Origin of the sequence: Rhodococcus yananensis (genome assembly GCF_020515525.1) — a bacterium.
Taxonomy (GTDB): Bacteria; Actinomycetota; Actinomycetes; order Mycobacteriales; family Mycobacteriaceae; genus Rhodococcus; species Rhodococcus yananensis.
Genome location: NZ_JAIYEP010000008.1, coordinates 13,214 through 25,286 on the forward strand (window position 1 = coordinate 13,214; position 12,073 = coordinate 25,286).

Consider the following 12,073-nt stretch of genomic DNA (forward strand, 5'->3'; position numbering starts at 1 on the left):
CTCACGCCTCCAGCACAGCGATGCCGGGCAGTTCCTTACCCTCGAGATACTCGAGGGAGGCACCACCGCCGGTGGAGATGTGCGAGAACCCGTCCTCGGGCAGCCCCAGCAGGCGTACCGCTGCCGCCGAGTCGCCGCCGCCGACGACGCTGAACGCACCCTTGCCGGTGGCCTCGACGATCGCCTCGGCGACACCCCTGGTGCCCGCCGCGAACTTCGCGAACTCGAACACCCCCATCGGCCCGTTCCAGAAGACGGTCCTGGCGGAGGACAGCAGCGACGCGAACCGCGCCACCGATTCCGGTCCGATGTCCAGTCCCATCCAGCCGTCGGGAATGTCGGTGGCGGGCACGGTCCGGGTGTCGGCGTCCGCGGCGAAACGATCTGCCACCACGACGTCCTGCGGGATGTGGATGACGTCGGCGAACCGGTCGAGCAGGCTCTTGCAGGTGTCGATCATCGACTCCTCCAACAGTGATGTTCCCACCGGGAGTCCTTGCGCGGCAAGGAAGGTGAAGCACATTCCGCCGCCGATGACGAGGGTGTCGACCTTCGGTGCGAGCGCTTCGATCACGGCGAGTTTGTCGGAGACCTTCGACCCGCCGAGCACGACCGCGTACGGACGCTCCGGATCGGCCGTCAGCTTCGCGAGGACGTCGACCTCCGCCGCGACCAGCCCACCTGCGTAGTGCGGGAGGAGTTTCGCCACGTCGTACACCGACGCCTGCGCGCGGTGCACCACACCGAAACCGTCGGAGACGAACGCGCCGTCGTCGCCGACCAGTTCCACGAGGTCTCGGGCGAGTGCCTGCCGCTGCGATTCGTCCTTGCTCGTCTCCCGCGGATCGAACCGGACGTTCTCGAGCAGGAGGACGTCTCCGTCGGTCAGGCCTTCGGAGCGGGCCAGCGCGTCCTGCCCGACCACGTCGCCGGCGAGCTGGACGTTGCGGCCGAGTACCTCACCGAGTTTCGCCGCGACCGGCGCCAGTGAGAACTTCGGATCCGGTTCGCCCTGGGGTCGGCCGAGGTGCGCGGTCACCACGACCTTGGCACCGGCGTCCGCCAACGCTTCGATGGTGGGTGCCGACGCCAGGATGCGGCCCGGGTCGGTGATGGTGTCGCCGTCGAGGGGGACGTTGAGGTCGGAGCGCACCAGCACGCCACGACCTTCGACCCCCGCGTCGAGTAGGTCCTTCAGGGTCTGAACAGCCACTGTTCGGGTGTCCTCTTCAATCGGTGTGTCGGAGTCCGACCAGTGTGTCAGAGAGACTCGGCCACGAGACCGATGAGGTCGACGAGACGGTTCGAATAACCCCACTCGTTGTCGTACCAGGCCACGACCTTGACCTGATCGTCGATGACCTTGGTCAGCGGCGCATCGAAGATCGACGAGTGCGGGTCGGTGACAATGTCCGAGGACACGATCGGGTCGACGTTGTACTTCAGGATGCCCTGCAGCGGCCCTTCCGACGCCGCCTTCATCGCCGCGTTGATCTCGTCGACGGAGGCCGACCTGCGGACGTCGACGGTGAGATCGGTGACCGACCCGGTGGGGATCGGCACCCGCAGCGCGTAACCGTCGAGTCTGCCCGCCAGCTGCGGAAGCACCAGCCCGATGGCCTTTGCTGCGCCGGTGCTGGTCGGCACCACATTGAGTGCGGCGGCGCGGGCGCGCCGCAGATCCCGGTGCGGCCCGTCCTGCAGGTTCTGGTCCTGTGTGTAGGCGTGGACCGTCGTCATCAGTCCCCGCTCGATGCCGAATTCGTCGTCGAGGACCTTCGCGACGGGTCCGAGGCAGTTGGTGGTGCACGAGGCGTTCGAGATGATGTTCTGACTGCCGTCGTACCGGGCGTCGTTGACACCCATGACGATGGTGATGTCCTCGTCCTTGGCGGGCGCCGAGATCACGACCTTCTTGGCACCGGCAGCGAGGTGCCCCTCTGCCTTCGCCGCGTGTGTGAAGATGCCGGTGGACTCCACGACGACGTCGACACCGAGATCACCCCACGGCAGCGCAGCAGGGCCGTCCTTGATCTCGAGCGCGGTGATCGTCCGATCACCGACGTGGATGGAATCGCCGTCCGCGCGTACGTCCTGACCGAGTCGACCAAGGATCGAGTCGTACTTCAGGAGCGTCGCGAGGGTGTCGTTGTCGGTGAGATCGTTGACCGCGACGATCTCGATATCGGTGGTGCCGAGTGCTTTCTGCGCCTCGACGGCCCGGAAGAAGTTGCGTCCGATGCGGCCGAAGCCGTTCACCCCTACCCGAACAGTCACAGTCGACTCCTTTTCCCAGTTCTTGGTGTGGTGCCCAGTACTCGGTGTGTCGTGTGACCACCACCCTAGTGCGCGGTCGTCCGCGATGTGCGGTCGTCGGAAAGGTCGGATCGGCAGCCCACCGGCGCGATCCTCGACGTGGCGCCCGTCCTAGGCGTCCTCGAGCAACTCCGCCGTCACCGCCGATTCGGTATCGGGGACACCGAGTTCCTTCGCGCGACGATCCGCCATCGACAGGAGCCGACGGATGCGACCGGCGACCGCATCCTTCGTCATCGGCGGGTCGGCGAGTTGCCCCAGTTCCTCCAGCGACGCCTGCCGGTGCTCGACGCGCAGCGCACCGGCCGCCGCGAGATGGTCCGGCACGTCCTCACCGAGGATCGCCAGGGCCCGTTCGACGCGTGCCGCCGCCGCGACCGCCGCACGGGCGGACCGCCGCAGGTTCGCGTCGTCGAAGTTCGCGAGCCGGTTCGCGGTGGCCCGCACCTCCCGCCGCATGCGACGTTCCTCCCACGTGAGCCGGGTGTCCTGAGCCCCCATCTGCGTGAGCAATGCGCCGATGGCCTCGCCGTCACGGATCACCACGCGGTCGGCGCCGCGCACCTCGCGGGCCTTCGCCGCGACACCGAGCCTGCGCGCGGCCCCGACCAACGCCAACGCCGCCTCCGGCCCGGGGCAGCTGACCTCGAGCGCCGACGAACGCCCCGGCTCGGTGAGCGAACCGTGCGCCAGGAACGCGCCACGCCACGCCGCCGCGGAGTCGGAGACGCTGCCTCCGACCACCTGAGCGGGAAGACCCCGCACCGGACGGCCACGACCGTCGAGCAACCCTGTCTGGCGGGCCAGCGACTCCCCGTCCTTACCGACCCGCACCACGTATCGGGAACTCTTGCGGAGTCCCCCCGCCCCGAGCATGTGCACATCCGCCTGATAGCCGAACAGGTCGAAGATCTCCCTGCGCAACCGGCGGGCGGTGGACCCGAGGTCGACCTCGGCCTCGACGACGACTCGGCCGGCGACGATGTGCAGTCCACCGGCGAACCGCAGCAGCGCCGACACCTCCGCCTTGCGGTTGCTGGTGCGGGTGACCGACAGCCTGCTCAGCTCGTCCTTGACCTCCGCTGTCATCGCCACGTGGCGCTCTCCCTTCCGTGCCCACCGGTGCTGCCGCGACCATCGGGTGTCAGATACGTTTCCAGGACCGCGGCGAGCGCGGTCGGGTCGTGCAGATGTGTGCCCGGCACCGCGACGTCGGCGTAGTCGACATCCGCTCCGAGGGTCGCGGCGGCGCGGCACAGGTGTTCGCGTTCCCGTCCGGGCGGCACCGAGGCGTCGTCAACCACGATGTGGTCGACGCGGAATCCCGGCGCGTGCTGCGCGAGGACGTGCAGGTGCCGTTCCGCCGAGAAACCCGCGGTCTCGCCGGGTTCCGCGGCGAGATTGAGTACCAGCGCCTTGCGGGCGGAAGTGTGTACCAACGCGTCGTGCAGGTCGGGCACCAACACGTGCGGGATGACGCTCGAGAACCACGAGCCGGGGCCGAGCACCACCAGGTCCGCGTCGCACACCGCATCGAGAGCCGGTGGGCACGCCGGTGGACCGGCCGGGATCAACCGGACCCGCCGCACCTTGCCGGGAGTGGTCGCGACGGCCACCTGCCCGCGGATGCAGCGGCTCACCCGCGGATCCGATTCGAGACCCGACACGTCCGCCTCGATGTCCAGCGCGATCGGCGACATCGGCAGCACCCGTCCGCGGACACCCAGCACCCGGGCGAGAGTGTCGAGGGCCGCGACGGTGTCACCGAGCACCTCGGTGAGACCGGCGAGGATCAGATTGCCCACCGAATGCCCGGCAAGGGCCCCGGTTCCCCCGAACCGGTGCTGCACCGTCTCGGTCCACACCCGCACGTCCGGACGATCCGCGGACAGGGCCGCGAGCGCCATCCGCAGATCCCCCGGCGGAATCACACCGAGTTCGGACCGCAATCGGCCCGACGAGCCGCCGTCGTCGGCGACGGTGACGACGGCGGTGACCCGGTCGGTCAGACGCCGCACCGCGCTCAGCGTCGCGAACAGGCCGTGACCACCGCCGAGCGCGGTGATCGCCGGTGGCGCGGAGGAAGTGCGGCCGCTCACTCGCGCCCCAGATCCCGATGTGCGACGTGCACCGTCAGCCCGGTGTCGTCGGCGAGACGCGCCGCGAGAGCCTCGGCCATTGCCACGCTCCGGTGTTTGCCGCCGGTGCAACCCACCGCGATCGTCATGTAACGCTTGCCCTCCCGCCGATAGCCGGCTGTCGTCAGGTCGACCAACCGACGATAGGTGTCGAGGTAGTCGGCGGCGCCCTCGCGGGACAGGACGTATTCGCGCACCGCGACGTCACGACCGGTCTGCGGACGCAACTCCGGCACCCAGTGCGGGTTCGACAGGAACCGCACATCACACACCACGTCGGAGTCCATCGGCAGACCGTACTTGAAGCCGAACGACTCCACCGTCACCTGGATGGTGTCGGCGGTCGCGTCACCGAACGCCTCGTCGATCTTGCGGCGCAGTTCCGCACCGGACAGCGCGGAGGTGTCGACGACGAGGTCGGCGACCGCCTTGACCGGCGCGAGTTGGGCGCGCTCGGCGGCGATGCCGTCGACGAGGGTGCGGTCTTCGGTGTCGGCCTGCAACGGATGGCTGCGCCGCACCTGCTCGAAGCGGCGAACGAGCACCTCGTCGCCGGCCTCGAGGAAGAGCACCCGGGTGCGGACCGGTCGCGCACCGAGGTCGTCCACGACCCGGCCGAGATCGCCGGTGAACCACCGGCTGCGCACGTCCATGACGACGGCGAGGCGTTCGACGGGTGGATCGGCGCGCACCGCGAGATCGACCATCGTGGTGACCAGTTGGGGTGGCAGGTTGTCGGTGACGAACCAGCCGAGGTCCTCGAGGGCCGTCGCGGCGGTGCTGAGACCCGCCCCGGACAGCCCGGTGACCAGGATCACCTCGGCGCGGGATCCGGGCGCCGTACCCACCTCGTGGTCCATCACAGTCCCGACTCCGTTCGTGATCCCGACACGCCGACCGTGCCATCATCACCCATCGGCGTGTCGGGCGCATCCGGCGACGCGCCGTGCAGCGCGTCGAAGACGGCACGCGCGGTGGCCTGCCCGATGCCCGGCACCGCCGTGATGTCCTCGACGGCGGCCTCGCGCAGCTTCGCGACCGACCCGAAATGGGTGACGAGTGCCTTGCGTCGGGTGTCGCCGAGTCCGGGGATGCCGTCGAGCGCCGACGCCGTCATCCTCTTCGACCGCTTGCTGCGGTGGAAGCCGATCGCGAAACGATGCGCCTCGTCGCGGATCCGTTGCAGCAGGTACAGGGATTCGCCGGACCGCGGCAGGATCACCGGGTCCTCCTCCCCCGGCACCCAGACCTCCTCGAGTCGTTTCGCGAGGCCGATCACCGCGACGTCGGTGATGCCGAGGTCGTCGAGGACCTCGGCGGCCACGGCGACCTGTGGTGCCCCACCGTCGACGACGAACAGGTTCGGCGGATACGCGAAGCGGCGGGGGCGTCCGGTCGCCGGATCGATCGCGGCCTCGGGTGCGGCGTCACCGCCGTCGCCGGACGTGGCCTCACCCGTCGCGGCACCGGCCGCATCGCGGTTGTGCCGCAGGAACCGACGGCGGGTGACCTCGGCGATCGAACCGACGTCGTCGGAGCGGCCGTCGCCGGCCGCTTCCTTGATCGCGTAGCGGCGATAGTCCGACTTGCGGGGCAGACCGTCTTCGAACACGACGAGCGAGGCCACCACGTCCGTGCCCTGCACGTGACTGATGTCGACGCATTCGATGCGCAGCGGTGCCGTGTCCAGATCCAGCGCGTCCTGGATGCCCTGCAGCGCCGCCGACCGCGCGGTGAAGTCACCGGCGCGCCGCAACTTGTGTTGTGCGAGGGCTTCCTGTGCGTTGCGCAGCACGGTGTCGGCGAGGGCCTTCTTGTCGCCGCGCTGCGGTATCCGGACGCGCACCGGGCCGCCGCGCAGACCCGACAGCCACCGCGTCATCTCGTCGGGTTGCGGGGGCAGCGCCGGGACCAGCACTTCCCGGGGTACCGCACCCGATCCGGTGCCGTCGCCGTCGCCGAGCGCAGCCTCCGCACCGTAGAACTGGGTGAGGAACTGTTCGACGAGCAGCGACAACTCCGTATCGTCGCCGCCGGATGTGTCGTCGCCGGATCCGTGTTCGTGACCGGGCGTCTCGTCCGTCGCGGGCGACGGCGATTCGGTCGGGCGGTCGACGACGTCGCCCGACTTCTCCACCACCCAGCCGCGCTGCCCCCGGACCCGGCCGGCACGCACGTGGAACACCTGCACGGACACCTCGAGATCGTCACCGGCGAACGCCACGACGTCGGCGTCCGTGCCGTCGCCGAGCACCACGGCCTGCTTCTCGAGGGCCTTGCGGAGCGCACCGAGATCGTCGCGCAACCGTGCCGCCGTCTCGAAGTCGAGCGCTTCGGCGGCCGACTGCATGCGTGCCTCGGTGTCCCGGACGAACCGGTCGGTGCGTCCGGCGAGGAAGTCGCAGAAGTCGTCGACGATCCGCCGGTGCTCGTCACGGTCGACGCGGCCGATGCACGGCGCGGAGCACTTGTCGATGTATCCGAGCAGGCAGGGCCGGCCGATCTGCGCGTGCCGGCGGAACACCCCCGCGGTGCAGGTGCGCGCCGGGAACACGCGCAGCAGCAGGTCGAGGGTTTCGCGGATCGCCCACGCATGCGAGTACGGCCCGAAATAACGCACCCCCTTGCGGCGCGGCCCCCGGTACACGAACAACCTCGGGTAGTCCTCACCGACGGACACCGCGAGCATCGGATACGTCTTGTCGTCGCGATAGCGGACGTTGAACCGCGGATCGAACTCCTTGATCCAGTTGTACTCGAGCTGCAGCGCCTCGACCTCGGTGCTGACCACCGTCCATTCCACCGACGCCGCGGTGGTGACCATCTGACGGGTGCGCGGGTGCAGGGACGCGACGTCGGCGAAGTACGAGTTCAACCGCGCGCGCAGGCTCTTGGCCTTGCCGACGTAGATCACCCGCCCGTGCGGGTCGCGGAACTTGTACACCCCCGGCTCCGTGGGAACGGTGCCGGGGGCGGGACGGTATGTGGAGGGGTCGGGCACGACGTCCAGGTTAGTCGCCGGGTCCGACGGCCCGGCCGTATCGCTGTTCGAGTTCCCGGAACCGGTCGAGCGCATCGACGGCGTGTGCGCCGTCGCGGGCCTGCACCGCCATCACCGCCAGGTATTCGTCGCCCGGAAGTTCGAGGCGAGCCCACGGCGCTTTGTGCGGGAAGGTGATGCCCCGCACCTGATCCCACGCGAAGTGCTTCTCACCGAACACGTTGCGCACCGACACTCCATCGGCGCCGGCACGCAACCGTGGACGCGTGAACATCAGCACCCCGCACGCGATGACGATCCCGATCGCGACCATCGCGATCTGATCGGAGGCACGCAGATGCACCCCCGTGTCGCCGCCGGTGCGCAGAACGATCGCCGCAGCGATGTGGGCGACGACCAGGAACGCCGCGAGGGCGATCGCCCCGACCCGCATCCAGCCGGTCTGCACGTCCAGTTCGGGCTCGGCGGCGGTGTCGGCTTTCACGACCGGGCCACCGCGCAGCCGACGGAGGGTCACCGCTGTGTCGAGGGCCGCGGCGCACGCCTGGCCGCCCTTGTCCTCCACCGATCCCGGCAGTCCCGCCCGGTCGAGGGCCTGCTGCTCGGTGTCGGTGGTGAGCACTCCGTTACCGACGGGGGTGTCCTCGTCCAGCGCGATGCGGGTCAGCCCGTAGGTGACCGCGTCGCACACGTACTCGAAGTGCGGGGTGCCGCCGCGGACGACCACACCGAGCGCGACGACCGCGTCGTGGGTGCGGGCCAACTGCTGCGCGACCACCGGCAGCTCGATCGCGCCGGCGACCCGCTCGACCGTGACGTCGGTGATGCCCGCGTCGGTCGCGACCCGCAGGGCTCCCTCGATCAGGGCGTCGGAGATCACCGTGTGCCAGCGGCCGGCGACGATGGCCAGCCGCAGCCCGGCGGCGTCCGCGAGCTGCAGGTCGGGCAGTCCTTCCGCGCTCATGCGTCGCCCGCCTCGTACTCGTCGAGCCCGATCAGGTCGTGACCCATCCGGTCCCGCTTCGTGCGCAGGTAGGCCAGGTTCTCGGAGTTGGCCCGCAACGGCATGGGCACGCGCTCGATGATCTGCAGTCCGTATCCGTCGAGACCGACCCGTTTGGCGGGGTTGTTCGTCAGCAGCCGCATCGACGAGATCCCCAGGTCGACGAGGATCTGGGCGCCGATGCCGTAGTCACGGGCGTCGGCGGGCAGCCCGAGTTGCAGGTTCGCGTCGACGGTGTCGGAGCCGGAGTCCTGCAACTGGTAGGCCTGCAGCTTGTGCATCAGGCCGATACCGCGCCCTTCGTGTCCGCGCATGTACAACACGACTCCGCGGCCCTCGGTCGCGACCATCTCGAGGGCGGCGTCGAGTTGCGGGCCGCAGTCGCAGCGCAGCGACCCGAACACGTCGCCGGTGAGGCATTCGGAGTGCACCCGCACCAGTACGTCGGAGCCGTCGCCGTCGGGTCCGGCGATGTCGCCGAGCACCAGGGCGACGTGTTCGACCTCGTCGTAGATGCTCTGGTATCCGACCGCGGTGAAGTCACCGTGTCGGGTGGGGATGCGCGCTTCCGCGACCCGCACCACGTGCTTCTCGTGACGGCGGCGCCACGCGATCAGGTCGGCGATGGAGATCAGTGCCAGGTCGTGTTCGTCGGCGAACACCCGCAACTCGTCGGTGCGGGCCATCTGCCCCTCGTCCTTCTGCGACACGATCTCGCAGATCACGCCGGCCGGCCTCAGATCGGCCATGCGCGCCAGGTCGACGGCGGCCTCGGTGTGCCCGGGGCGACGCAGGACACCGCCTTCCTTCGCGCGCAGCGGAACGACGTGGCCGGGCCGGGTGAAGTCCTGCGCGGAGGTGTCCGGATCGGCGAGCAGACGCATCGTCGCAGCGCGGTCGGACGCCGAGATGCCCGTGCCGATGCCGTCCTTCGCGTCGACGGTGACGGTGTACGCCGTGCCGTGCTTGTCCTGGTTGACGCTGTACATCGGCGGCAGGCCCAACCGATCGCAGTCGTCCCCGTCCAGGGGGACGCACAGGTAGCCGGAGGTGTAGCGGACCATGAAGGCCACCAGTTCGGGGGTGGCCTTCTCGGCCGCGAAGATGAGGTCGCCCTCGTTCTCACGGTCCTCGTCGTCGACCACGACGACCGCCTTACCGGCGGCGATGTCGGCGACCGCGCGCTCGATGGTGTCCAACCTCGTCACTTGCCTCGGCTCCAGATCTCGTGTTCGGAAAATTCGGTGGGCGAACATCGTCGCTGCGCGTCCACCGTCGGGTTCCACCCTACGACCAGTCAGCGGGCGATCTGCAGCCGCTCCACGTACTTGGCGATCACGTCGACCTCCAGGTTGACGACGGTGCCCGGTTCCGCGAGCCCCAACGTCGTCAGCGACAGGGTCGTCGGGATCAGTGAGATCTCGAACCACTCGTCGCCGGGGTCCCCACCGAGGCCGGACACGGTCAGCGACACCCCGTCGACCGTGATCGATCCCTTCTCCACCACATACCGCGAGACGGTGGCGGGCAGCGAGATCCGCACCACCGTCCAGTTCTCCGACGGCACCCGGGACACCACCGAGCCGGTTCCGTCGACGTGCCCCTGCACGAGATGACCGCCGAGCCGACTGCCGAGCGCGGCAGCCCGCTCGAGGTTGACGCGACTTCCCGTGACGAGTCCCGCGAGGCTCGACCGGTCCAGGGTCTCCTTCATCACGTCCGCGGTGAACGCGCCGCCGTCGAGCACATCGACCACGGTCAGGCACACGCCGTTGACGGCGATCGAATCGCCGTGCTTCGCGTCGGAGGTCACCTGCGGCCCGCGCACGGTGAAGCGCGCCGCGTCGGCCAGGTCCTCCCGCGCGGTGATCTCACCCAGTTCCTCGACGATCCCGGTGAACACGCTCGGCTCCTTCACTCCCGGTCCGGGACCAGGGTCATCAACACATCGGCGCCGACGGTTTCGACGCGCTCCCGACGAAACCGTAGCGCTTCGACGATCGTCGTGACGCCGGCGTCCTCGACAGCGGAACTTCCCGCACCCAGCACCACGGGTGCGACATAGGCCTGGATGCGGTCCACGGAGCCCGCGGCGAGGAACGCCCCGGCGAGTCGCGGACCGCCTTCGAGCAGCACGTCGGGGTGGTCGCCGAGCGCGGCGAGCACCTCCCCGACGTCGTGTGTGCGCAGCAACAGGGTGGGCGCTGCGTCGTCCAGGACCCGCGCGTCGGTGGGGATGTCGCGCATCCCGACCACCACGCGCAGCGGCTGGTGCGGCGCGAGATCTCCGTCGGGTAGTCGCGCGGTCAGCCACGGGTCGTCGGCGAGCACGGTGCCGGTGCCCACCACGATCGCATCGAGCCGGCTGCGTTCGTCGTGGACACGGGCGCGGGCGGCGGCACCGGTGATCCACTTGCTGGTGCCGTCCGCGGCGGCACTGCGCCCGTCGAGGCTCGCGGCGTACTTCCACGTCACGTGGGGGCGCCCGAAGCGTTGCCGGTGCAGCCACGCGCGCAGCGGCCCACGACTGACCGCGTCGGCACCGAGTCCGGCGTGCACGGTGATCCCGGCGGCGCGCAGCGTCCCGGCGCCGCCACCGGCGACCGGATTCGGGTCGGGCACCGCGTAGTGGACGGTGGCCACACCCGCGGCGATCAGCGCCTCGGCGCACGGTCCGGTCCGGCCGGTGTGGTTGCACGGTTCGAGGGTCACCACCGCGGTGCCCCCGTGGGCCCGCTCCCCCGCCGCCGACAATGCCCGCACCTCCGCGTGCGGGCCACCGGGCGGCGCGGTGGCGCCGACGCCCGCGATGGCGCCGTCGGCGTCGAGGATCACCGCCCCCACCGGCGGGTTGGGGCTGGTGGTGCCGCGCACCGCCTCGGAGGCGTCCAGTGCGAACTGCAACGCCTCGGCGAGCCGGGGCGCGGTCACGGCGCGAGCGTCAGGTGCGGCGACACCGTCCCGGCCTGCAACCGGAGCTTGCGTACGGCTTCCGCGGGATCGTCGGCGCCGTACACGGCGGACCCGGCGACGAAACAGTCGACTCCGGCTTCCGCGGCGGCCTCGACGGTGTCGGCGTTGATGCCACCGTCGATCTCCACGAGTAGCCGCAGTTCGCCGGAGTCGACGAGGCGGCGCACCGCGCGGGCCTTCCCCAGAACGTCCGGGATGAACGACTGGCCGCCGAATCCCGGCTCCACGCTCATCACGAGCAGCGTGTCGAACTCCTTCAGGATCTCCAGGTACGGCTCGATCGGCGTGCCCGGTTTGACGGACAGCCCGGCCTTGCCTCCGGCGGCCCGGATGTCGCGGGCCACGGACACCGGATCGTCGGTGGCCTCCGCGTGGAACGTGACATTGTGGGCGCCGGCCTCGGCGTACGGCGGCGCCCACCGGCCCGGATCCTCGATCATCAGATGGCAGTCGAGGGGGATGTCGGTCGCCTTCAACAGCGACTGCACGACCGGGAGACCGAGGGTGAGGTTGGGAACGAAATGCGCGTCCATGACGTCGACGTGCAGCCAGTCAGCGCCGGTCACAGCGGCGGCTTCGTCGGCCAGGTGCGCGAAATCCGCGGACAGGATGGAAGGGGCGATCATCGGGTGGGCCACGGCG

11 protein-coding genes and 1 pseudogene are annotated in these 12,073 nt (G+C 70.0%); all 12 read right to left on the minus strand.

The features are described 5' to 3' along the window. Position 1 precedes the first annotated feature (1 nt). A complete protein-coding gene (locus tag LDQ05_RS03215; RefSeq protein ID WP_226435463.1) occupies positions 2-1,213 on the minus strand; it encodes a phosphoglycerate kinase in 1,212 nt (403 codons plus the stop codon). Between the two features lie 47 nt (positions 1,214-1,260). Then, on the minus strand, positions 1,261-2,277 hold the full coding sequence (gap, locus tag LDQ05_RS03220; RefSeq protein ID WP_226435464.1) for a type I glyceraldehyde-3-phosphate dehydrogenase: 1,017 nt from the start codon (positions 2,275-2,277) through the stop codon (positions 1,261-1,263). 150 nt (positions 2,278-2,427) lie between these two features. Further along, positions 2,428-3,411, minus strand: coding sequence for a DNA-binding protein WhiA (gene whiA, locus LDQ05_RS03225; RefSeq protein WP_226435465.1), 984 nt, complete (start codon positions 3,409-3,411; stop codon positions 2,428-2,430). Further along, entirely contained in the window at positions 3,402-4,415 is a 1,014-nt protein-coding gene (locus tag LDQ05_RS03230; protein WP_226435466.1) for a gluconeogenesis factor YvcK family protein, read from the minus strand. Before LDQ05_RS03230 ends, whiA begins: the two co-directional genes overlap by 10 nt. Continuing rightward, positions 4,412-5,314 (minus strand): RNase adapter RapZ, encoded by a 903-nt coding sequence (gene rapZ / locus LDQ05_RS03235; RefSeq protein WP_226435531.1) that lies wholly within the window; start codon positions 5,312-5,314, stop codon positions 4,412-4,414. The genes LDQ05_RS03230 and rapZ overlap by 4 nt, the downstream gene beginning before the upstream one ends. Beyond that, entirely contained in the window at positions 5,314-7,455 is a 2,142-nt protein-coding gene (gene uvrC, locus LDQ05_RS03240; RefSeq protein ID WP_226435467.1) for an excinuclease ABC subunit UvrC, read from the minus strand. The genes rapZ and uvrC overlap by 1 nt, the downstream gene beginning before the upstream one ends. Positions 7,456-7,465: 10 nt before the next feature. Next, positions 7,466-7,888 carry a PH domain-containing protein gene (locus LDQ05_RS19815; protein ID WP_308013150.1) on the minus strand — a complete coding sequence of 141 codons (423 nt, stop codon included), beginning with the start codon at positions 7,886-7,888 and terminating at the stop codon, positions 7,466-7,468. Between the two features lie 63 nt (positions 7,889-7,951). Next, a pseudogene (gene ribH / locus LDQ05_RS03250) lies at positions 7,952-8,419 on the minus strand (6,7-dimethyl-8-ribityllumazine synthase); the annotation flags it as partial. Then, positions 8,416-9,666 (minus strand): bifunctional 3,4-dihydroxy-2-butanone-4-phosphate synthase/GTP cyclohydrolase II, encoded by a 1,251-nt coding sequence (locus LDQ05_RS03255; protein ID WP_226435468.1) that lies wholly within the window; start codon positions 9,664-9,666, stop codon positions 8,416-8,418. The pseudogene ribH and the gene LDQ05_RS03255, both read right to left, overlap by 4 nt. An 89-nt stretch (positions 9,667-9,755) precedes the next feature. Continuing rightward, complete coding sequence (locus LDQ05_RS03260) at positions 9,756-10,361, minus strand: riboflavin synthase (protein WP_226435469.1); 606 nt, start codon at positions 10,359-10,361, stop codon at positions 9,756-9,758. A gap of 11 nt (positions 10,362-10,372) precedes the next feature. Beyond that, the gene (gene ribD / locus LDQ05_RS03265) at positions 10,373-11,389 is read right to left on the minus strand and encodes a bifunctional diaminohydroxyphosphoribosylaminopyrimidine deaminase/5-amino-6-(5-phosphoribosylamino)uracil reductase RibD (protein ID WP_226435470.1); all 1,017 of its coding nucleotides are present in this window, start codon (positions 11,387-11,389) and stop codon (positions 10,373-10,375) included. Next, positions 11,386-12,069: a ribulose-phosphate 3-epimerase gene (rpe, locus tag LDQ05_RS03270; RefSeq protein WP_226435471.1), complete on the minus strand. Its 684-nt coding sequence runs from the start codon at positions 12,067-12,069 to the stop codon at positions 11,386-11,388. Before rpe ends, ribD begins: the two co-directional genes overlap by 4 nt. Between the last annotated feature and the right edge of the window lie 4 nt (positions 12,070-12,073).